This window comes from Methylobacterium sp. J-048 (genome assembly GCF_022829515.1).
Taxonomy (GTDB): Bacteria; Pseudomonadota; Alphaproteobacteria; order Rhizobiales; family Beijerinckiaceae; genus Methylobacterium.
This window is the reverse complement of sequence record NZ_JAKSYL010000227.1, coordinates 119436-141174: the sequence shown is the minus strand read 5'-3', so window position 1 is coordinate 141174 and position 21739 is coordinate 119436. Positions and strand designations below refer to the sequence as shown.

General features: G+C 69.8%; 21 protein-coding genes. 11 read left to right on the top strand and 10 right to left on the bottom strand.

Translation table 11 applies throughout. From position 1 onward, the window contains the following. Positions 1-219 precede the first annotated feature (219 nt). Positions 220-1348 (bottom strand): peptide chain release factor 2 gene (gene prfB, locus MKL09_RS22885; RefSeq protein ID WP_244023996.1). Its coding sequence is split into 2 segments (ribosomal slippage): positions 220-1278 and positions 1280-1348, totalling 1128 coding nucleotides; the frame shifts between segments, so codons are not numbered across the junction. A gap of 189 nt (positions 1349-1537) precedes the next feature. On the opposite strand from prfB, the gene MKL09_RS22880 reads away from it, so the two are divergent. Further along, the gene (locus MKL09_RS22880; RefSeq protein WP_244023994.1) at positions 1538-1876 is read left to right on the top strand and encodes a DUF3140 domain-containing protein; all 339 of its coding nucleotides are present in this window, start codon (positions 1538-1540) and stop codon (positions 1874-1876) included. A gap of 22 nt (positions 1877-1898) precedes the next feature. Here MKL09_RS22880 and MKL09_RS22875 read toward each other — a convergent pair whose 3' ends face one another. The 4 genes from MKL09_RS22875 to MKL09_RS22860 all read right to left on the bottom strand — a co-directional run bounded on the left by MKL09_RS22875 (position 1899) and on the right by MKL09_RS22860 (position 4335). Beyond that, the gene (locus MKL09_RS22875; protein WP_244023992.1) at positions 1899-2252 is read right to left on the bottom strand and encodes a hypothetical protein; all 354 of its coding nucleotides are present in this window, start codon (positions 2250-2252) and stop codon (positions 1899-1901) included. 115 nt (positions 2253-2367) lie between these two features. Next, positions 2368-2580 (bottom strand): hypothetical protein, encoded by a 213-nt coding sequence (locus tag MKL09_RS22870; protein WP_147855602.1) that lies wholly within the window; start codon positions 2578-2580, stop codon positions 2368-2370. Between the two features lie 134 nt (positions 2581-2714). Beyond that, positions 2715-3932, bottom strand: coding sequence for an LL-diaminopimelate aminotransferase (locus MKL09_RS22865; protein WP_244024024.1), 1218 nt, complete (start codon positions 3930-3932; stop codon positions 2715-2717). Between the two features lie 124 nt (positions 3933-4056). Beyond that, on the bottom strand, positions 4057-4335 hold the full coding sequence (locus MKL09_RS22860) for a hypothetical protein (RefSeq protein WP_409566967.1): 279 nt from the start codon (positions 4333-4335) through the stop codon (positions 4057-4059). A 355-nt stretch (positions 4336-4690) separates the two neighbouring features. Between MKL09_RS22860 and MKL09_RS22855 the strand changes: the two genes are divergently transcribed. Then, positions 4691-6472 (top strand): PHA/PHB synthase family protein, encoded by a 1782-nt coding sequence (locus MKL09_RS22855; protein ID WP_244024022.1) that lies wholly within the window; start codon positions 4691-4693, stop codon positions 6470-6472. A gap of 156 nt (positions 6473-6628) precedes the next feature. Here MKL09_RS22855 and MKL09_RS22850 read toward each other — a convergent pair whose 3' ends face one another. Continuing rightward, positions 6629-7942, bottom strand: coding sequence for an OmpP1/FadL family transporter (locus MKL09_RS22850; RefSeq protein WP_244023988.1), 1314 nt, complete (start codon positions 7940-7942; stop codon positions 6629-6631). A 413-nt stretch (positions 7943-8355) separates the two neighbouring features. Between MKL09_RS22850 and MKL09_RS22845 the strand changes: the two genes are divergently transcribed. Both MKL09_RS22845 and bioB read left to right on the top strand, forming a co-directional pair. Further along, positions 8356-9240: a fumarylacetoacetate hydrolase family protein gene (locus MKL09_RS22845; RefSeq protein WP_244023986.1), complete on the top strand. Its 885-nt coding sequence runs from the start codon at positions 8356-8358 to the stop codon at positions 9238-9240. A gap of 83 nt (positions 9241-9323) precedes the next feature. Beyond that, positions 9324-10325 (top strand): biotin synthase BioB, encoded by a 1002-nt coding sequence (bioB, locus tag MKL09_RS22840; RefSeq protein ID WP_244023984.1) that lies wholly within the window; start codon positions 9324-9326, stop codon positions 10323-10325. Positions 10326-10329: 4 nt separating this feature from the next. Here the strand turns inward: bioB and MKL09_RS22835 are convergent, their stop codons facing one another. From MKL09_RS22835 to mnmA, 4 genes are all read right to left on the bottom strand, one after another. Next, complete coding sequence (locus MKL09_RS22835) at positions 10330-11805, bottom strand: sensor histidine kinase (protein ID WP_409566966.1); 1476 nt, start codon at positions 11803-11805, stop codon at positions 10330-10332. 282 nt (positions 11806-12087) lie between these two features. Further along, positions 12088-12870, bottom strand: a complete 783-nt coding sequence (locus MKL09_RS22830) for a TVP38/TMEM64 family protein (protein WP_244023980.1) — start codon at positions 12868-12870, stop codon at positions 12088-12090. Then, entirely contained in the window at positions 12867-13520 is a 654-nt protein-coding gene (locus tag MKL09_RS22825; RefSeq protein ID WP_244023979.1) for a class I SAM-dependent methyltransferase, read from the bottom strand. The genes MKL09_RS22830 and MKL09_RS22825 overlap by 4 nt, the downstream gene beginning before the upstream one ends. Positions 13521-13545: 25 nt before the next feature. After that, entirely contained in the window at positions 13546-14700 is a 1155-nt protein-coding gene (mnmA, locus tag MKL09_RS22820) for a tRNA 2-thiouridine(34) synthase MnmA (RefSeq protein WP_244023977.1), read from the bottom strand. Between the two features lie 376 nt (positions 14701-15076). Here mnmA and MKL09_RS22815 point away from each other — a divergent pair, with 376 nt between their 5' ends. The 7 genes from MKL09_RS22815 (at position 15077) to fliN (ending at position 21682) form a co-directional block, all read left to right on the top strand. Further along, positions 15077-16675: a flagellar hook-length control protein FliK gene (locus tag MKL09_RS22815; RefSeq protein WP_244023975.1), complete on the top strand. Its 1599-nt coding sequence runs from the start codon at positions 15077-15079 to the stop codon at positions 16673-16675. Between the two features lie 90 nt (positions 16676-16765). Further along, positions 16766-17452 (top strand): flagellar hook assembly protein FlgD, encoded by a 687-nt coding sequence (locus MKL09_RS22810; RefSeq protein ID WP_244023972.1) that lies wholly within the window; start codon positions 16766-16768, stop codon positions 17450-17452. A 91-nt stretch (positions 17453-17543) separates the two neighbouring features. Then, entirely contained in the window at positions 17544-17819 is a 276-nt protein-coding gene (locus tag MKL09_RS22805; RefSeq protein WP_244023970.1) for a DUF1153 domain-containing protein, read from the top strand. Between the two features lie 215 nt (positions 17820-18034). Then, positions 18035-19660 (top strand): flagellar basal-body MS-ring/collar protein FliF, encoded by a 1626-nt coding sequence (gene fliF, locus MKL09_RS22800; protein ID WP_244023968.1) that lies wholly within the window; start codon positions 18035-18037, stop codon positions 19658-19660. A 25-nt stretch (positions 19661-19685) separates the two neighbouring features. Continuing rightward, the gene (locus MKL09_RS22795; protein WP_244023966.1) at positions 19686-20732 is read left to right on the top strand and encodes a flagellar motor switch protein FliG; all 1047 of its coding nucleotides are present in this window, start codon (positions 19686-19688) and stop codon (positions 20730-20732) included. Continuing rightward, on the top strand, positions 20729-21340 hold the full coding sequence (locus tag MKL09_RS22790; protein WP_244023964.1) for a FliH/SctL family protein: 612 nt from the start codon (positions 20729-20731) through the stop codon (positions 21338-21340). Before MKL09_RS22795 ends, MKL09_RS22790 begins: the two co-directional genes overlap by 4 nt. A 9-nt stretch (positions 21341-21349) precedes the next feature. Continuing rightward, a complete protein-coding gene (fliN, locus tag MKL09_RS22785) occupies positions 21350-21682 on the top strand; it encodes a flagellar motor switch protein FliN (RefSeq protein ID WP_058194015.1) in 333 nt (110 codons plus the stop codon). The last annotated feature ends 57 nt before the right edge of the window (positions 21683-21739 follow it).

Sequence of the window (21739 nt, the reverse complement as noted above, 5' to 3'; positions counted from 1 at the left end):
CGTCTCCCCTCCCCCCTCTGCGGGGGAGGGTGGGCCGGCCGTCAGGCCGGGTCGGGAGAGGGGAACCCGGGTTCAGGAAAGAGCGCGACCGGCATGACGGGCGAAGCCCTGTTCTGCACCGTCGCTCCCCTCTCCCGCCCCCCTTCGGGGGCCACCCTCCCCCGCAGAGGGGGGAGGGAAACACGCGCGGGTGCAGCAGCCGCCTCAACTGAGAAAAACTCAGTCGATGTCCTCGACCTCTTCGGCACCGCCGTAGACGCGCTGGGCCAGCGAGGCCTCCATGAACGGGTCGAGGGCGCCGTCGAGCACCGCGTCCGGATCGGTGGACTGGGTGCCGGTGCGTAGGTCCTTCACCAGCTGATAGGGCTGGAGCACGTAGGATCGGATCTGGTGGCCCCAGCCGATATCGGTCTTGGCCGCGGCCTCGGCGCTGGCCTTCTCCTCGCGCTTCTTCAGCTCGGCCTCGTAGAGCCGGGCGCGCAGCATGTTCCACGCCGTGGCGCGGTTCTTGTGCTGGGAGCGCTCCTGCTGACATGCCACCACGATCCCGGTCGGGTTGTGGGTGATGCGCACCGCCGAGTCGGTGGTGTTGACGTGCTGGCCGCCGGCGCCGGACGACCGGTAGGTGTCGATCCGGCAGTCGGATTCCTTGATCTCGATCTCGATCCGGTCGTCGATCACCGGATAGACCCAGACGCTGGCGAAGCTGGTGTGTCGCCGGGCGCTGGAATCGTAGGGCGAGATCCGCACCAGCCGGTGCACGCCGGACTCGGTCTTGAGCCAGCCATAGGCGTTGTGACCCTTGATCAGGAGCGTGGCGCCCTTGATCCCGGCTTCTTCGCCGTCCGACCATTCGACGATGTCGACCTTGTATTTCCGGCGCTCGGCCCAGCGCGCGTACATGCGCTGGAGCATGTTCGCCCAGTCCTGGCTCTCGGTGCCGCCGGCTCCGGCATGGACTTCGAGGTAGGTGTCGAAGCCGTCGGCCTCGCCGGACAGCAGGGTCTCGACCTGGCGGCTGGCCGCCTCCTTCTCGACAGCGAGGATCGCGGCCTCGCCCTCGCGGATCGAGGACTCGTCGCCCTCCATCTCGCCGAGCTCGATCAGCGTCGCGCCGTCCTCGAGGTCGCGCTCCAGCTTGCGGATGGAGGAGACCGCCTCGTCGAGCTGCTGACGCTCGCGCATGACCTTCTGCGCGGCGTCGGCGTCGTTCCACAGGTCGGGGTTCTCGGAGGCTGCGTTCAGCTCCGCGAGACGTTTATCGACAGTATCCCAGTCAAAGATGCCTCCTCAGCAGCCCTATAGACTGCTTGGCGGCATCCGAGGCTTGCTCGATCTCGGCGCGCATTTGGTTTTTCGGAACTTAGGGTGATGGGTCGGGCCGGGGTGATACCGCCCGGGGACCGCCCTGTAAACGGCGGTCGGGCACGGCCTTGCCGGAAGCGTGCGGCGCCCGACCGCAGGGATGCGCACGGGCCGTCCCGCGGTCGGCGCGTTGTCCGGCACGGATCACGGCGGAAGGCGGAGACGGGCAGCTATGGCGGACGACGATCACGCGGCGACGTGGAGCGACTTCAACGAGGCCGTCAATATGACGCCGGCGGCGCTGCGCAAGCACCTCGACGGAGCGGCGAGCCAGGAGGTTGGCCAGAAGAAGGACGGCGCGGAGTCGACCGGCCACGAGATGGGCCGGCGCATTCTCGCGATCAAGGACAAGAAGAAGGCGGATCTGACCGACGACGACTACGCCGCGATGCGCAAGGTCGTGGGTTACGTCCACCGCCATCTCAAGCAGGGCGGCGACGCCCGGAAGGACCCCGATTCACCGTGGCGGATGTCGCTGATGAACTGGGGCCACGATCCGCACAAGGATTGAGGCTCGGACGTGCCGGTCCGGCTCAGTAGCGCGGCGGCACGATGTAGGACGGGGCGATCACGTACTCTTTCGGGCGCCGCTGCGCGCCGAACCGGCCCTCGGTGATCTGGTCGTTGTAATAGTCGAACCCGGTGTAGCCGAAGCCGCCGCCGTTCATCACCTGAGCCACCGGGACCGGCGGGACGGCGAGATCGGGGCGGCCCGGCGGCACGACCACCTGGCAACAGCCCTCGGCCTGCAGGACCGTCGGGCCGTTGGGCGCGGTGAACACGTAGGCGCGCGGCTGCGGGATCCCCGGCGGGAAGGCCGGCTCGGCGACGGCGCTCTGGGCGACGAGGCCGAGCAGTCCGGCGGCGATCAGGGTCTTGGTGCTCACGCGATGCTCCGTCACGGGACCGGCCGGGCCGGCGTCAGGCCTACACTCTAGCTTATCGCAGCCGGCCTGTCCGGCGCTTGCGGGCCGACCGGTTACCGGAACCTGGACCGCCGGCTCAGCCGCGGGCGCGCAGGACCACCTGCGGGCTCGCCGGCACCGGCCGGCAATCCGAGATGAAGGCGTTGACCGGTAACGGCTTCGAGTCGCAGGCGTAGGCATCCGTCGGGCCCGGGGCCGGCACCGGATCCCGGGCGATGATCGGGTTCGGCGCGCAGGCCGAGGCCGCGGCGGCGAGCAGCAGGGCGGCGATGAGGTTCAGGCGGCGCATGCAACTCTCGGGACGCGGGAGGACCCCCGCGTCGAACCCTGCGCATCGCGCTCCGCTCTGACAAGCGCCGGCGGGGGACGGCGGCGCCTTTGACGGCGCCTGTCGCCTGCCGGCAACAACTTTTCGGCTCGGCCTCAGACGGCCCGGGCCATCGGCACGACGTTGTGCAGGGTCTTGTCGCCGCCGTCGAAGAACCGGCGGATGTTGCGCGCGGCCTGCCGGATCCGCTGCTCGTTCTCCACGAGGGCGATGCGGACGTATTCGTCGCCGAACTCGCCGAAGCCGATACCCGGCGCCACCGCGACGTCGGACTTCTCCAGCAGCAGCTTCGAGAATTCGAGGCTGCCCATCTCCCGGTAGCGGTCCGGGATCGGCACCCAGGCGAACATCGAGGCCGTCGGCGTCGGAACGGTCCAGCCGGCTTTGCCGAAGGATTCCACCAGCGCGTCGCGGCGCTTGCGGTAGGTCGCCCGCATCTCGTCGATGCAATCGTCCGGCCCGTTGAGGGCCGCGGTGGCAGCGACCTGGATCGGCGTGAAGGCGCCGTAGTCGAGATACGACTTCACCCGGGAGAGCGCCGCCAGCAGGCGCTCGTTGCCCACCGCGAAGCCCATGCGCCAGCCGGCCATGGAATAGGTCTTCGACAGGGAGGTGAACTCCACCGTGCAGTCGATCGCGCCCGGGACCTGCAGGACCGAGGGCGGCGGGTTGCCGTCGAAATAGACCTCCGCGTAGGCGAGGTCCGAGAGCAGGATCAGCTCGTGCTGCTTGGCGAAGGCGACGAGGTCCCGGTAGAAATCGAGGTCGGCCACGTAGGCGGTCGGGTTCGACGGATAGCACACTACCAGGGCGACCGGCTTCGGGATCGAGTGGCGCATGGCCCGTTCCAGCGCCGGGAACATCGCCGGGGTCGGCTCGGCCGGGACGGAGCGGATCACGCCGCCGGCCATCAGGAAGCCGAAGGCGTGGATCGGGTAGCTCGGGTTCGGCACCAGCACCACGTCGCCCGGGGCGGTGATCGCCTGGGCCATGTTGGCGAAGCCTTCCTTCGAGCCCAACGTCGCCACCACCTGGGTGTCGGGGTTGAGGGTCACACCGAAGCGGCGCTGGTAGTAGCCGGCCTGGGCGCGGCGCAGGCCGGCAATGCCCTTGGAGGCGGAATAACGGTCGGTCCGCGGACGCCCGGCCGTCTCGCACAGCTTGGCGATGACGTGCTTGGGGGCGTCGAGATCCGGGTTGCCCATGCCGAGATCGATGATGTCGGCGCCCTGGGCTCGGGCGGTAGCCTTGATCCGGTTGACCTGCTCGAACACGTAGGGCGGCAGGCGCTTGATGCGGTGGAAATCGGTCATCGGCGTGTCCATCGGCGCGTCCCGAATCTGGCGTCTCTCGTTCATGGCGGGCGCGCGAACGAATCGCTCTATCAGAGATGCGTGCCGCCGCCGACTCACAAAAGCCCGAGCCGGATCGGCCGCGTTACTGCGCCGCCGCGGGGGCCGGCTTGATCGCGGCCGCGGCCCCGCGGCCGGCGCTCTCGGCGGCGCGGCCGCGGCTCTCGTTGCGGCCGCGGGCGCCTTCGAGCTCGGCCTCCAGGGCCTTCTGGCCCTCCGACGACTTGGCCCGGACCGGGCGCTTGGGCGCGTCGACGCCCACCGGCATGAAGGCGGGCGCCTCCTTGCCGCGCGACTCGGTGACGAAATCCGGCGCGGCCACCACCCGGGGCCCGTAGCCGGCATCGGTGGCCAGCGTGCGCACCGCGTCCCCCGAGCAGGCGGTGAGCGGCCCGGCAGCCGACAGAGCAAGGACCGCCAGCGCGAAGCCCCGCGCCGGTCTTAGCCGTGCGAAAGGCCGGGCGGCGGGCGGAGCCGGGTTCAAAAAGGCGCGGCGCATGGGCACAAAGGCATGGGCACAAAGGTATGAGAAGAACGCGCAGATGTTTCGACGACCTGTGCGGCCGGGCTGGTGCAACCTCTCGCTCGCTCCCTAATTTGTCGGAAACGAGGCTCATGATCAGTCGAGCCGAAACATACACAGGGAGGCACGCGTGACGAGCCCGCGGACGCAGGCGCCGGATCAGGCAGCTGCTCGGACTTCCCTGGCCAACGGCGCGATGCCGGACGGCATCACGGCGCCGATGCCGGACATTGAGGCCCTGTCGCGCAATGCCGGGCAGTTCGTGGAGGCGCTGGGGCGCAGCGCCGCCCGCATGCTGACGCCCGAAGCCCAGGCCGGCAGCACTTCCGGGGAGATCAACGAGGCGGTCAAGACGCTGGGCCAGGTCGCCGAGGCCTGGCTGTCGGATCCGAACCGGAGCGCCGAGGCCCAGGCCAGGCTGTCCCAGGCGTTCCTGACGCTCTGGGGCTCGACCTACCTGCGTCTCCAGGGCCAGCAGGCCGATCCAGTGGCGGTGCCCGAGCCCCGTGACGGACGCTTCAGCGATGCCGAATGGTCGACCAACCCGTATTTCGACTTCCTCAAGCAGGGCTACCTGATCGCGACCCGCTGGGCCGAGGGCCTGGTTGACGAGGCCCAGGGCATCGACGAGCACACCCGCCACAAGGCGCAGTTCTACCTGCGCCAGCTCACCAGCATGCTGTCGCCGTCGAACTTCCTGCCGACCAACCCGGAATTGATCCGCCACACTCTGAAGGAGAGCGGCGCCAACCTCGTGCGCGGCCTCAAGATGTACGAGGAGGATCTGGAGGCCGGCGGCGGCCAGCTGCGGGTCCGCCAGACCGATACGAGTGGATTCGAGGTCGGGCGCAACGTGGCGGTGACTCCCGGCGAGGTGGTGTTTCGCAACGACCTGATCGAGCTGATCCAGTACGCGCCGTCTACCGAGACCGTGCTCAAGCGGCCGTTCCTGATGGTGCCGCCCTGGATCAACAAGTTCTACATCCTCGATCTCAATCCCCAGAAGAGCTACCTGAAGTGGATGGTCGACCAGGGGTTGACGGTGTTCTGCATCTCCTGGGTAAACCCGGATGCACGCCACGCTGACAAGGACTTCGAATCCTACATGCGCGAGGGCATCGAGGCGGCGATCGACGCGATCGGCGTCGCCACCGGCGAGAGCGAGGTGCATGCGGCCGGCTATTGCGTGGGCGGGACCCTGCTCTCCGTGACGCTGGCCATGCAGGCGGCCACCGGCAACCGGCGGATCAAGAGCGCCACCCTGCTGACCACCCAGGTCGACTTCACCCATGCCGGCGACCTCAAGGTCTTCGCCGGCGAGGAGCAGATCCGTCAGGTCGAGGCGCGCATGGCCGAGCGCGGCTATCTGGAGGGCAGCCGCATGGCCAACGCCTTCAACATGCTGCGGCCGGACGACATGATCTGGTCCTACGTCGTCAACAACTACATCAAGGGCAAGCCGCCCTCGGCGTTCGACCTTCTGTACTGGAACTCCGACGCCACCCGAATGCCGGCGGCGAACCACTCGTTCTACCTGCGCAATTGCTATCTCGAGAACAGTCTGGCGCAGGGTCGGATGGTGCTGGGCAACGTCCGGCTCGACCTGAAGAAGGTACAGGTCCCGATCTTCAACCTCGCCACCCGGGAGGACCACATCGCGCCGGCGATTTCGGTGTTCGAGGGCTCGAAGACCTTCGGCGGCAAGGTTGATTACGTGCTGGCCGGCTCGGGCCACATCGCCGGAGTGGTCAACCCGCCGTACAAGCCGAAATACGGCTACTGGACCGGCGGCCCGGTGAAGGGCGAGCTGAAGGACTGGATCGCCGCCGCGGCCGAGACCAAGGGCTCGTGGTGGCCCTACTGGTTCCAGTGGATCGAGGCGCAGGCCCCCGAGCGGGTCCCGGCCCGCAAGCCCGGCGGCGACGCGCTTCCGTCGCTCGGCCCGGCTCCGGGGACGTATGTGCGGATGCGGGCCTGAGGGGATCGCGCCGGGCTCGCGGCTTGCGGTTGACGGAGCGAATTCATCGGATGTGCGGCTTCAGACACGAACCGCGCGTTCCCTCCCCTCTCTGCGGGGGAGGGAGAAGTGCGCGGATCCAGCGTCGTCGCCCTCAATCGTGCAGCAGATCGGCGCTCAATACTTCCGCACCAGCGGCGCCGGGGCGGCCGGCGGCGGGGCGCCGAACACGTAGCGGAAGCCCACTGAGACGATGTCGGCGCTCGAATCGACCACGCCCGCGAAGGCGATGTTGCCGATATTATAGTCACGCCCGATCCCCGCGAGGATACGCGAGCGGTCGAGGAAGAAGTGGGAATAGGCCAGGTTCAGGGTCAGGCGCTCGTTCCAACGGTAGCTCGCGCCCACGGAGGCGATGTAGCGGTCGCCGTCGGGCAGCCGCACCGAGCGGTTGCGGAAGTCGATCGGCGAGGATTCATAGGCGAAGCCGGTCCGCAGGGTCAGGTTGGGTGCCGCGTCGTACTCGGCACCGATCGAGTAGGTGTAGCCGTCCTTGTAGTTCAGCGGCAGGTTGTTGACCGGCAGGCCGAGGCGGTTCGACACGATCCCGATCGTCCCGAGTCGCGACCACTGATCCCACTCGAAGCCGAGATCGACCCGGGCGACCGGCGAAATCGCCTGGACGAGGCCGACGCTGAGCTTGTCCGGCGTGTTGAGCTTCGCCCGCACCTGCCCGGCCAGCGGCGCCAGCGCCACAAGCGGCACGCCGATCGAGCCGTCGATGTCGTGGTGCACCGACGAGCGGTAGCCGATGCCGATCACGGTGCCGTCGCGGGGCGTCAAGGTGGCGCCCGCCGTGAAGCCGACGCCCCAGGATTCGCCCTTGAGGAACCCGCTCGGATAGAGGGAAGGCGCGATGCCGGGGATCGGCAGGGCCTGCCGCAGGGTCAGCCGGAAATATTCGATATTCGGGCCGGCGGCGAGCGACAGCCACTCGTTGACCTTGAAGCCGATCACCGGATTGAACGCCAGCGAGAAGATCCGGGACGACCGGCCGTAGACCTCGCCGGCCCAGACCTGGTTCGGCTTGGTCACGAGGCCGAAGGGCGCACCCGTGGAGAGGCCGAGCCACAGGCGGTCGTTGAGCTGGTAGGAGGTCGCCCCCGCGGGCACCACGGCGCCCTGACCGATCTCGCCGGAATTGCCCAGGCCCGCGAAGCCGGGATTGGTGCCAGGCGCGGTCCGGATCTCTGAGGAGAGGCCGATATAGGTGAGGTTCTGCTCCGCGACGAAGCCCGGGTTCATCGTGATGGTCGCGGGATTCCAGAACATCGACGAGACGCCGCCGGAACCGGCGGCCGCGCCCGCGAAGGCCAGGCCCTGGGCCTGGGTGCTCTGCTCCCGAATGCCGAACGCTCCGGCCCGGGCCTCCCCGGCGCCGAAGGCCGCCGCCAAGGCCACCAGCACCACCGCACGAATTGTCCCGCTCATCTCGCTCCCCCGAACCGGTTGGCTTGCCCGGACGCCCTGATTCGACCTTGCGTACCGGTCCGGCGCCGTTGCCGGCATGGTGCCGGTTTCCGCCGGTCGATCGCAACGACGATTTCTATTCCGGCCGGCCCGGCGGCCATTGATCAGGCGTGGACCTCAGGGGCTTTCTATTTTGAATACCCACTGCGAAATCAGATCTTCGCCGCAGCGGACTGTTGTTTTCCGCCGGCGTCGCAAAGTGAACAATAAATCCTGCGGCTGCCGAATATGCACTTTTTCGCCACGATGTTGCCGAGTTGTGACACCCCGCCATCGCGGCCGCCCCCCGTCGCGCTTGCACCGGCGCCGATGCGCGGCCATGGTCCCGGCGCCCGGCGCAGACCGGTACCAGGGAAGGATGAGGAGTCGCGGCGATGAAGCTCTTCCGGCACGGCCCGAGCGGCGACGAGAAGCCCGGCCTCGTGGATGCGCAGGGCGGCCTGCGCGATCTGTCGAGCCTCGTGCGCGACATTGCCGGGCCGGCGCTGGCTCCGGAATCGCTCGCGCGGCTGCGCGCCCTCGATCCCGAGAGCCTGCCGAAGCTGCCGCCGGACGTGCGGCTCGGCCCCTGCGTCGGCGGCACCCGCAACGTGGTCGCCATCGGCCTCAACTTCGCCGACCACGCCGCCGAGACCGGCTCGCCGATCCCGGCCGAGCCGATCATCTTCAACAAGGCGCCGTCCAGCCTGTGCGGGCCGAACGACACGGTGATCATCCCCAAGGGCTCGGCCAAGACCGACTGGGAGGTGGAACTCGCGGTCGTGATCGGCCGCCGGGCGAGCTACGTCCACGCCAACGAGGCGCTGAGCTACGTGGCCGGCGCCTGCATCTGCAACGACGTCTCCGAGCGCGAGTGGCAGCTGGAGCGCGGCCCGACCTGGACCAAGGGCAAGAGCGCGCCGACCTTCGGGCCGCTCGGCCCCTGGCTGGTGACGCTGGACGAGATCCCCGACCTCAAGAACCTCGCCATGAGCCTCGACGTCAACGGCGAGCGCCGCCAGACCGGCTCGACCGCGACCATGATCTTCGACGTGCCCCAGCTCGTGGCCTACGCGTCGCACTTCATGCTGCTGGAGCCCGGCGACGTGATCACCACCGGCACCCCGCCGGGCGTGGGCCTCGGCATGAAGCCGCCGCGCTACCTGAAGGCCGGCGACGAGATGGTCCTGCGCATCGAGCGCCTGGGCGAGCAGCGCCAGACGGTGATCGCCTTCGACGACTGGACCGCGAAGGTTTCGGCCGGCGAGCCTACGCACTGAAGCGGCGCCGCCGCCTCCGCACCGGATGGCGGCCGCCCGCAGGGCGCTTGATTTTGGCAACCGATCCCACTCAAGAAGACATCATGAGCCACGCCGCCGACCCGCACGCCTCCGATTTCCGCCACGACTGGAGCGTGGCCGAGATCCGCGCGATCCATGATTTGCCGTTGCTCGATCTCGTGTATCGGGCCGCGGGCGTGCATCGGGCGTACAACGATCCGAGCGACGTCCAGCGCGCGAGCCTGCTCTCGATCAAGACTGGCGCCTGCCCGGAAGATTGCGGCTACTGCTCGCAATCGGCCCACCACAAGGGCACCGGCCTGCCGCGCCAGCGCCTGATGCCGGTGGAGACGGTGCTGGCCGAAGCTGCCGCCGCCAAGGCCAACGGCGCGACTCGGTTCTGCATGGGCGCTGCTTGGCGCAGCCCGCGGGACGGCGCGGAGTTCGATTCCGTGCTGGACATGGTCCGGGGCGTGCGCGGGCTGGGGATGGAGGCCTGCGTCACCCTCGGCATGCTGACCGCGAGCCAAGCCGAGCGCCTGGCCGATGCGGGGCTCACCGCCTACAACCACAACCTCGATACCGGACCGGACTATTACGACAAGATCGTCTCGACCCGGACCTACGAAGATCGCCTGAACACCCTGGAGCGGGTGCGCGAGGCCGGGATCGGCGTCTGCTGCGGCGGCATCATCGGTCTCGGCGAGGGGGTCGGCGACCGGGTCGCGATGTTGCAGGTGCTGGCCAACCACGCGCCACATCCGGAGAGCGTGCCGATCAACGCCCTGGCCGCCGTGCCCGGCACCCCGCTTGGCGACACGGCCACGCCGGTCGATCCGTTCGACATGGTGCGGATGTGCGCCACCGCCCGCATCGTGATGCCCAAGGCCCGGGTGCGCCTGAGCGCCGGACGCAAGGCGCTGAGCCGGGAGGCGCAGGCCCTGTGCTTCCTGGCCGGAGCCAATTCGATCTTCTACGGCGAACGCCTGCTGACCACCGCCAACAACGAGGCGGATTCCGACGCCGCCCTGCTGCAGGATCTCGGCATCCGGGTTGCCGAGCCGATCCTCGCCGCGGCGGAATAGCGTCTCACGCTTCCGCCAGCACGATCCGGAACCGGGCCCCGCCCTCGCCAGGGTCGAGGGTCAGGCTGCCGCCGTTGATCTCGATCAGTTCGGCCGCGATCGGCAGGCCGAGGCCAGTGCCGCCCGAGCGCATCGAGCCCTGGAACGGCGAGAACAGGTTCTCCCGTGCCCGCGCCGGCAGGCCGGGGCCGTTATCGGTCACCAGAATGGTCACCCGGCCCGGCTCGTCGCGGCTGGCGGCGACCCGCACCTCGGCGTCCGGAACGGCAGCGCCGTCCAGCGCCTGGATGGCGTTGCGGACGAGGTTGGCCAAGGCCCGGGCGAGCTGCTCCGGATCGGCCTGCACGCGGCATTCGCCGGCAGCCACGACGACGCGGACAGGATGCGCAGCGAGCGCGGCGAGATCCGGCAATTCCGCGAAGAGCGGCGCCAGCGGCGTCGCGCTCAGCTTCGGCGCCCGTTCGTTGACGCGCCCGTAGGCCAGGCTCGCTTCGCAGAACCGGATCGCCCGGGCGATGGCCCCGACCAGGCGCGGCGCCACCCGCTGGACCATCGGGTCGGCGGTGTCCTCGAGCCGGTCGCCCAGCAACTGGGCGCCGGTCAGCAGGTTGCGCAGCTCGTGGCTGATCTTGCTGACCGCCAGCCCCAGCTCGGCGAGCCGCCGCTTCTGGCGGAGCTGGTCGGCCAGAATCCGCTGCATGCGGCCGAGCGCCAGCTCGGCCTGGCCGATCTCGTCGCGGCGGCGGGACGGCGCGATGATCCGGCCGGCATCCTCCGGGTTCTCGGCGAAGGCGGTGATGCTTGTGGCCAGCCGCCGGACCGGACGCACGATCAGCACCTGCAGGACCACGAAGACCAGCCCGGCCGCGGAGGCCGCGATGATCAGCGAGGAGACCAGCAGCCGCAGGGCGTAGTCGATCATCGCGGCGCGGAGCGGCGCCTCGTCGAGCAGGATCTCGACCCGGTCGAAGCCGACGCCCCCCTCCCCGATTACCCGGATCGGCTCGCGGACCGGCGCGACCAGGGTCCGCCACGCGCCCCGGATCGTCGACAGGGCGGTGACGTCGCGCAGGTCGACGGTGTCGGCGACCGTCTCGGGCACCGGCTCGATGGCGAGCAGCCGCTGGGCGCCGCCGCCGCGGACCGCGATCGCCCGGGCATTGACCCCGGCGAGCAGCCGGCTCTCCAGCGCCTCCGAGACCGGCTCGCCGGTGCGGCCGTCCAGGACCAAGGCGGCGACCTGCGCGGCCGCGACCCGGTCCGACATCCACTCGATCCGATAATTGGCCACCGCCGGCACGTAGGTCAGCACCTCGGCCACCACCACGAAGGCGACGGTGACGAGGAACAGCCGCCCGGACAGGCCGAGGCGCGCCGGGCGCCGCTCGGGCACCTCGCGCGACACGGCAGCCGCCGGAGTCGCCGGCGCCGCGACCGTGTCGGATTCGAAGGCCACGCCCATCACGCTCCGACCGGGCATCGCGGACGGAGAGCGGCGGAGCGGGCATTGTGAAAGCTCGAGCCGTTTCCGGCTTTCGCGCAGGACATATTCGGGACGCCATCGTTTCGAAGGCGGGAAGACAGGCGCCTCCCCGCGCGCACTATACGAGCACGACGTGGCCGGAGTTGCATGTACCTTGGAACACGTCGAAAAACGCCCACTGCCGAGAGTGCTGAGCAGCCTGTGCGCTGGTCAGGCGGAACGCCCGGCCTATCGTCCCGAGCCGTCATTGCGGGCGCCGGGCTTCAAACGGGGACCGTATCAAGCCCGGCGGAACCGGCGACTCAGAAACACGCTGCCCAGCGCGAACAGCGCCAGCATCGCCAGCCCCGCCACCATCTTGGGCGTGATCAGCGCCCGCAGAGTCAGAGCCTCGTCGCAGCCGGGCGCGCCCGAGGCCAGGCAGGCGGCCTTGGCGGTCTCGTGGGCTGCCACCACGTCCTCGATCCCGGCCCCAGTGGTGGCGTAGACCAGGGCGCCCGGCAACAGGCCCAGGAAGGTCGCCAGCACGAAGATCCGCATCTTCACCCCGCAGGCGGCCGGCGCGAGGTTCGTCATCCAGAACGGGAACAACGGCAGCAGCCGCATCACCGCGATGTACCCGAAGGCGTCGCGCCGGAACCCGTCCGTGAAGGCGGCGAGCCGCGTCCCGCCCACCCGGCGCAGCAGGTCGGCGCCTGGCCCCTTGCCGATGGCGAATACGATCGCCGCCCCCGTGGTGGCGGCGCAAACCGCGGTCAGCGCCCCCGGCACGATGCCGAACAGGAAGCCGCAGATCATGGTCAGGATCAGCGTGGCCGGCACCGAGACCACGACGGAGGCGACATAGAGCAGGTAGGCCACCACCAGCGCACGCATGAACCCGGCTTCGACGAAGCCGTGCAGCCAGGCCCGCGAGGCGAGCAGCCGGTCGAGGCTCAGGAGTTGCGCGACGCCCGAGACCAGCACGATGGCCGAGATGCACAGGAGCAGCACCAGCGGCAGCCAGCGCCGCAGCCGCTTCCAGCGTCCCTCGGGGACGGTCGCGAGCCCGGGATCGCTCACCCGGCTTTGCGCATCCGCAGGATCTTGAAGAAGCCGCCCGGGAAGGTCGGTTTCAGCCCCAGCACCTCAACGCCGTTGCGCCGGGCCCAGGCCTCGATCCGGGTCGCCTTGAAATCCGACGACCAGCCGATCTTGGTGCAGAGCGGCGCCACGACCTCCTCGACCCAGGCGAGCGGGCCGTCGCTCTGGCCGAAATGGTTGGCGAGCACGATGCCGCCGCCCGGCCGGACCACCCGCAGGAACTCCGACATGGCAGCCTCGGGGTCGGGCACCAGGGTGATCAGGAACTGCGCCACCACGGCGTCGAAGCTCGCATCGGCGTAGCCGAGGTGGCAGACATCCATCACCTGCAGGCCCTTCACATGGGCCAGGTTCCGGCGCTTTACCTTGGCGCGGGCGCGCTTGAGCATGTCCTCCGAGAGGTCGACCCCGCAGACGAAGCTCGCCCTGGGGTAGTAGCCCAGCGCCAGCCCGGTGCCGACGCCGGCCTCCAGGATCCGCGGGCCGTGCTCGGCCGCCGCCTCGACCGCCGCGCGGGCCGCGGGCTCGGTGAGCTTGTCGTAGACCACGTCGTAGACGGGGGCCCAGCGGGCATAGGCCTTACGCATCAGGGCCGTGCTCGGCCCGGCCATCTGCGGCTCGCTCAGCATCGTTCAGACTATCCAGAGATTGAGATCAGGCGGCTTCGCGGGGCCGGGCCGACAACGCATCGACCCTGCGGATGGTGCCGCCGCCGAGCACCCGGGCTCGGGGGCCGTCGTCGCCGTAGATCGCACAGGCCTGGCCCGGCGACACGCCGTCCTCGGGCTCGGCCAGCACCACCTCGGCGGTGCCGTCCGGCCCGATGGTCAGCGTCGCCGGCCGGGGGGGCCGGGTCGAGCGGACGCGGACCGCCACGGGCAGGTCGCGCACCGACGCGGCCAGCCCCTCGCCCAGCCAGTTCAGGTCCGACAGGCGAATCCGGGTCGTCGCCAGGGCGGTCCGCGGGCCGACCACCACTCGGGCGGTGTCCGGCTCCAGGCGCACCACGTAGAGCGGCTCGGAGCCCGACACGCCGAGGCCCCGGCGCTGGCCGACCGTGTAATGGACGATGCCCTCATGCCGGCCGAGGACGTGGCCGGACAGGTCGACGATCTCGCCGGGCCGGGCCGCGTCCGGGCGCAGGCGGGCGATCACGTCGCTGTAGCGGCCCTGCGGCACGAAGCAGATGTCCTGGCTGTCCGGCTTCTCGGCGAGCGACAGGCCGAGATCCTTGGCGAGCGCGCGGGTCTCGGTCTTGGACATCTCGCCCAAGGGGAAGCGCAGGTAGGCGAGCTGCTCGGCTGTCGTCGCGTACAGAAAATAGCTCTGGTCCCGGGCCGGATCGAGGGCGCGGTGCAGCGCCCGGCCGCCCTCGGGCAGGGCACGGCTCGCCACGTAATGGCCGGTGGCCAGGGCGTCGGCGTTCAGGTCTCGGGCCAGCCCGAGCAGATCGCGGAACTTCACCGTGCGATTGCACTCGACGCAGGGAATCGGCGTCTCGCCGGCGAGGTAGCTTTCGGCGAATTTCTCGATGACGGCGTCGCGGAACCGGTCCTCGTAATCGAGGACGTAATGCGGGATGCCGAGATGCTCGGCGGCCGCGCGCGCGTCGTTGATGTCCTGGCCGGCACAGCAGGCGCCCTTGCGATGGGTCGCCGCGCCGTGGTCGTAAAGCTGGAGCGTGACGCCGACCACGTCGAAGCCCTGCCGCTTCAGGAGCCCCGCGACCACGGAGGAATCGACGCCGCCGGACATAGCGACGACGACGCGCGTCTCGTGGGCTGGCTTGGTAAGGTCGAGGGCGTTCATCGCAGGGGTCCGCCGCCGCCGGCTGAAAGGCGTCTCGGCTGCACGGCCCGTCTATAGCGGGAGTCCGACCGGCTTTCCAGGGTGGGGTTTTTCGGGGGAACGACGGGTCGGTTTGCGCGTGCCGGGTGCGGGTATGACACGCGCCCTCCCTCCCCCCTCTGCGGGGGAGGAAGGCGCGGGTGTGTCTCCGGCCTGCCCTTGCCCAGCAATCGAGTGAACTGCACCCGGCAAATGCTGCCGGGCGCGCGGCAGCTTCGGACTCGGACGAAGTCCCGCGCCGACGATCGGCGCAATAAAAAACCTTATATATCAGTGATTTATTCAACCACACCGATGGCCTGGCCCTTGCTCAACTCCCATCGAGAGGAGCCACGACATGGCGAGCGGTGCAGCGGATCGATTGGATGTCACCGGGTGGATTCCATCCGTCCGTTCTTCATCCACGACGCGATCGGGCTGGGATGCGGCGGGCGTCGCCGCCCGGGCAGGCGACTCGTCGCAGGATCGCTTCGGCGCGGCGCTGAGTGAGGCCCGGGCCCGGGACGACGCGGCGGCGACCCGCGACCGCGCGGAGACCCAGCGCAGCCAGGCCGATGCGGCGCGCACGACCTCGGATCGTGTGCGGGATGCGGCCGAGACCGCCAAGGCGCGCGCCGCCGCCCGCACGGAGACCAGACCGACAAACTCCGCCGGGCCGGCGGATCCCCGCGCGCAGGCACAGAGCGCGCCGTCCACTGACAATCGGAGAGCCACGTCCGCTGCCGGGACAGAGGCGCGCGGATCGGCGAAAGCATCGGATCCCTCCAGCGCCGCCGGGGCCGCGCAGAAGGCCGATGCGCAGGCGGCCTCCGACCCCGCGGGTGCTCCCGCGCAGGATGCCGCCTCCGGTGCGGCGTCGTCCGAGACCGCCAGGACCGACACGGCTGCCGCCGATCCGGCCGCGACCGAGACGGCCCAAGCAGCGCCGAGCGAGGCGGCCTCCCAGGCCGAATCGCAGGCCGCGAGCCCGGCCCTGCCCGGAACGCTGCAGGCCCTGCTGGCCGAGCTCGTCAAGGGTGGCCCCGTCCGTGCCGCCGCCGATGGGGAGGGTGGAGAGGTCGGGGCGACCGGATCGATCGGCTCCGGCACCACCGGTTCCGGGATTGCGGCTTCGGGGACCGCGCTCCCGGCGGCCGCGGGCGCCGCGGCAGATGCGATCGGCGCGAAGGCTGGCCTCGCCATCGCCGGAGCCAAAGCCGGCGCGGCATCTGCGGTCTCGGGCCAGGGTGCGAGCCCGGTCGAGGCCGTGAAGGCCGGTGAGACCGGTCCTGCGGGAGCGGTCGCGGCTTCGGGCGCCTCCGCCGGCCAGGATTTCTTGGCGGCCCTGGCGGATGCCGGCCAAGGCAACGGCGCCGCCGCCGGCCTGCAAGCACCGGCCGCCACCCCCGCCCCGCCCCAGGGCGGCCCGGACCCGGCCGCGCTCACCCCGCAGGCGGCCGGGACGCATACCGGCGCGACGCAGGCCGCCGCACTCACCCCGGCACAGACGCAAGCCCCGCCGGATCCGGTGGTGCCGATCGGCCAGGTGCCGATGACCATCGGCCTGCGTTCGCTCGCCGGGTCGAGCGAGTTCCAGATCCGGCTCGATCCGGCCGAGCTCGGGCGGATCGACGTCAAGCTCGAGATCGACAAGGCCCGCGGCACGGTGATGACCCACCTCGTGGTCGAGCGGCCCGAGACTTTGGCCATGCTTCAGCGCGATGCCGGCCAGCTGCAGCAGGCCCTGTCTCAGGCCGGGCTCGATCCGTCGGGAGGCAGCCTCAACCTGTCGCTGCGCAGCGACGGCAACGCTCAGGGCGGCGGCAGCGGCGGCGAGCGCAATGCCCCCGGGGGCGGCCAGAGCGCCTGGATGCAGGATCGGGCCGAAGCCGCGCCCCAGGAGACCGCGCCGACGCGCTGGCTGCGCGGCTATGGCGGCCTCGACATCAGAATCTAGCGCGATGCGCCCCGAACCCGCATCGCGCGACCACATCGAAACATCCCGCGTCCCGGCTGTCCGCCCCGACGCGCCACGGGAGCGAGCCGCATGACCTCCGGCATATCCAGCGTTACCAACACGTCATCCACAGCGTCGAGCAGCAGCGCCTCGAGCGCCAACGCCACCGAGATCGCCGGCAACTTCACGCAGTTCCTGACGCTGCTCACCACGCAGCTCAAGAACCAGAATCCGCTCGACCCGATGGACACCAACCAGTTCACGCAGCAGCTGGTCCAGTTCGCCGGCGTCGAGCAGCAGCTCAAGTCCAATGATCGCCTCGACAGCATCCTGACCGCGTCGAAATCGGCGAGTTCCGCTTCGGCGACCAGCTATATCGGCAAGAGCATCACGGCGGATGGCAGCACCTCCCAGCTGTCCAAGGGCTCGGCCTCCTGGACGCTGACGCCGGCCCGGGCGGCCTCCAAGGCGGTGGTGACGATCCTTGATTCGAACAGCAACGTCGTGGCGACACAGACCACGTCGCTGACCGCCGGCAGCCAAACCTATAGCTGGAACGGCAAGACCTCGGCGGGACTGACCGCGCCGGACGGCACCTACTCGATCAAGGTCTCGGCCTCGGACGCGACCGGAACGAACGTCTCCGTCGACACCAGCCTGAACGGGACGGTGGACTCGGTCGATCTCACCGGCACGGCGCCGGTCCTGATGATCGGCTCTCAGAAAGTTCCGCTGAGCAGCGTCCAAAGCATAGGGTTGTCCACAAGTGGCACCTGACGAATCATATCCGAGTGATCCGCTTCAACATCTCTTAAGCGGACGCAAGTACCTTCAACGCTCGACAGGTCAGTCGAGTGTAGAGCGTATCATGACCGAACCCAGCCGCCCGAGAGTCAAATACGTGATCGGGCCAGACGGCTCTCCTCTCACCATCGCGGATCTTCCGCCGCCGAGCACCCGCCGTTGGGTGATCCGGCGCAAGGCAGAGGTCGTCGCCGCCGTGCGCGGTGGCCTTCTCAGTCTCGAGGATGCGTGCAAGCGCTACACCTTGACCACCGAGGAATTTCTGAGCTGGCAGTTCTCCATCGACCAGCACGGCCTGGCCGGGCTGCGGACGACACGGATCCAGCACTACCGGCACTGAGTGTCGCCGGAACCGGGATCGCGCCTTGCCTGGCCCGATCCCGAACAGCCTGCCGAAGCCGCCTCCGCAACCCGGATGCGGCTTCGTTCCGTTCCGGGCCCATCTTCACGCGAATGCGAGGCTCCGCATTAACGCCTCGCTAACCACGAGCTGGGCAAATTCTGCCGGGGCGGGCCGTGTGGCCCCGCCAGCGTTAGAGTGCAGCGAACCATCCCGTGAAGCCGGTCCTCGATCTCGTCACGAAGCTCGGACCGGCCCGGATCGCCGCCATGGCGGCGGTGACGCTGACCCTCATCGGCTTCTTCGCCTTCATCATTCTGCGGGTCTCGCGCCCCGATATGGGCGTGCTGTTCTCCGACCTGTCGATGCAGGATTCGGCCGCCGTGATCCGCGAGCTCGACAGCCGCGGCATCCGCTACGAATCGAAGGGCGATACCGGCCAGACCATCATGGCGCCCCGGGCCGACCTCGCTCGGCTGCGGATGGACCTGGCCGGCAAGGGCCTGCCGGTCCAGGCCGGCGTCGGCTACGAGATCTTCGACAAGGGCGACGCGTTCTCGTCTACCAACTTCGTGCAGAACGTGAACCACCTGCGTGCCCTCGAGGGCGAGCTGTCGCGGTCGATCCGGGCGATCGGCCGGGTCCAGGCGGCCCGGGTCCATCTGGTGCTGCCCGAGCGTCGCCTGTTCGAGCGCGACCGGGAGACCCCGAGCGCCGCCATCGTGCTGAAGCTGATGGGCGAGCTCGATGCCGGCCAGGTCCGGGCGATCCGGCACCTCGCGGCCTCCGCCGTCGAAGGTCTGAAACCCGAGCGGGTCTCGATCGTCGACGAGCGCGGCCGGCTGCTGGCCGACGGCGCCAAGGACGCCGATTCCAACGCCGCGAGTGCCTTCGAGGACCGGCAGATCGGCCTGGAGCGGCGCCTGCGCGGCCAGATCGAGGATGTCATCGCCGGCATCGTCGGGCCGGGGCGCGCCCGGGTCCAGGTCAATGCCGAACTCGACCTGAACCGGATCGAGAGCCGCTCCGAGAGCTACGACCCGGAAAGCCGGGTCGTGCGCTCCACCCAGACGCGGACCGAATCGACGATTTCCGGCAATGCCGACGGGCAGGTGACGGTCGGCAACGAGCTGCCCGGCGCCAATGGCGGCGACAAGCCGCCGGCACCGAAGGACGCGACCAACAAGAACGAGGAGACCTCGAACTACGAGATTTCCCGGGTCACCAAGACCGAGGTCGCCGAGGGCGGCCGGGTCAAGCGCCTGTCCGTCGCCGTGGTGCTCGACGGCGTCTACGCCACCGCCCCGGACGGCAAGCAGACCTACAGCCCCCGGCCGCCGGCCGAGATCGAGCGGATCACCGCCCTGGTCCGCAGCGCGGTCGGGTTCGACAAGGCGCGCGGCGACCAGATCGAGGTGGTGAACCTGCGCTTCGCCGAGGCGCCGAGCGTGCCGCAATTCAGCGAGCCGAGCCTGATCCAGTCGCTGCTCGCGCCGACCAAGGAAGACGTACTGCGCATGGCCGAACTCTCGGTGCTGGCGCTGCTGACCCTGATCGTCCTTCTCACGGTGGTGCGCCCGCTAGTGCGGCAGGTGCTGGCGCCGGTGCCGGACGCCCCGGCTTTGGCCGGGCCTGCGACCCTCGCCGAGGCCGCCGCGGCGGCGGCTGCGGGAGCCACGGTCACGATGATCGAGCGCGACAACCCGACCACCCGGCTGATGGAGTTCGCCAAGATCAACGGCCAGATCCAGGCCGACACCGTGCAGCGCGTCGTCGACATGGTCCGGGCCAGCCCGGCCGAGACCGTCGAGGTGCTGCGCACCTGGATCCAGGAAGAGTAGCGCGTCGAGGATCGGGGGACGGACAATGGCGGCAGGACTGGCGAATTCCCTAGCGACCGAGGGCGGCAACGCCTTCGCGACGATGCCCGGCCCGCAGCGCGCGGCCGCGCTGCTGCTGATGCTCGGCGAGGCCGAGGGCGCGCCGATCTGGCAGATGCTGGAGGAGGACGAGGTCAAGAAGGTCAGCCACGCGATGGTCCAGCTCGGCACGCTGGAGGTCGCCACAGTCGAGCGGCTGATCATCGAGTTCGTGACGCGGCTCAGCAACAGCGGCGGCATCTCGTCGAACTTCGAGCGCACCGAGGCGCTGCTCCTGAAGATCTTCCCATCCGATCAGGTCTCCCTGATCATGGCCGAGATCAAGGGCGCCTCGGGCAAGCGCGTCTGGGCCTCGATCGCCCAGGTCGATCCCGAGATCCTCGCCTCGTTCCTGCGCAACGAGTACCCGCAGACCGTGGCGGTGGTGCTGTCGCGGGTGCGCGCCGACTACGCCGCCAAGGTGCTCACCATCCTGCCCGAGGAATTCGCCATCGACGTGCTGAACCGGATGCTGCGCATGGAGACGGTGCAGAAGGAGGCCCTGCGCCACATCGAGGAGACCCTGCGGGTCGAGTTCGTCTCGACCATCGCCCAGACCCAGCGCCGCGACGCCCACGAGATGATGGCGGACGTGTTCAACGCCTTCGACCGCCAGACCGAGGGCCGCTTCCTCGCCGCCCTCGATCAGGCCAATCGCGGCTCGGCCAAGCGCATCCGCGAGCTGATGTTCACCTTCGAGGACCTGCTCAAGCTCGATCCAGGCAGCGTCCAGACCCTGATGCAGAGGGTCGACGGCGCGACCCTGTGCCGGGCGCTCAAGGGCGCCAACGAGCCCACCCGGGCCTTCTTCATGCGGCAGATGTCGACCCGCGCCGCCAAGAACCTCACGGACGAGATGGCCTCGCTCGGCCCCGTCCGCCTCAAGGAGGTCGATGAGGCGCAAGCGAAGATGACCGAGACCGCCAAGGACCTCGCCGAGAAGGGCGAGATCATGATCGCCAAGAACAGCGCCGAGGAGGAGCTGGTCTATTGAACGCCGCGTCGCCCCGGACCACCAAGCCGTTCCTGTTCGAGACCGACTTCCGCAGCCCGCGCCCGAGCCCGGCCGCCCAGCGCGCCGCCGAGGCGGCGGCCCGCGCGGAAGTGGAGGCGCATGCCCGGGGTGTGCAGGACGGCCTGATCCAGGCCGAGGCCCAGATCCAGGGCCGGCTTGCCGCAGCGCTGAGCCACCTGGCCCAGGCCGCCGCGGCGCTCCTCGCCCGGGCCGACGCGCACGATGCCGAGCGCGAGGCGCAGGCGGTCGAGGTGGCGGTGCTGATCGCCCGGAAAGTCGCCGGCGACGCCCTCGACGCCGCCCCGCTGGCCAGCATCGGCGAGGCCGCCCGCACGGCGCTCCAGCACCTGCGCGGCGTGCCCCATCTCGTGGTGCGCGTGCATGACGGCCTCGTCGAGGACGCTGAAACCCTGGTGAAGAAGCTCGCCCGGGAGCGCGGCTACGAGGGCCGCCTCGTGGTGCTGGGCGACCCCGACATGCAGGCGGGCGACGCCCGCATCGAATGGGCCGACGGCGGCATCGTGCGCGAGCGCGCCCGCATCGAGGCCGCCGTCGCCGACGCCCTCGGCCTGCCCCCGACCGCCTAAGGAGTCCGGATGTCCGACGATTTCAGCCTGCCCCAGCTCGGCGACACCGATCCCGACTACGCCGCGGGCTCGATCCGCGACACGCCCACCACCCCGAAGACGGCCGCCGACCTGGAGCAGCTGTTCGACGTGCCCGTGATGGTCTCGGCGGTGCTCGGCTCCTCCCGGATGCCGATCGGCGACCTGCTCCGGCTCGCCCCCGGCGCCGTGCTCGAACTCGACCGGAAGGTCGGCGAGGCGATCGACGTGTTCGTCAACAACCGGCTGGTCGCCCGCGGCGAGGTCGTCCTCGTCGAGGACCGGCTCGGGGTGACGATGACCGAGATCGTCAAGGGCGAATGATTTTTTGGGGACTTTGCGCGGGAGACCGCTGCCTCGCGAGGCGGCTTGCACCTCACG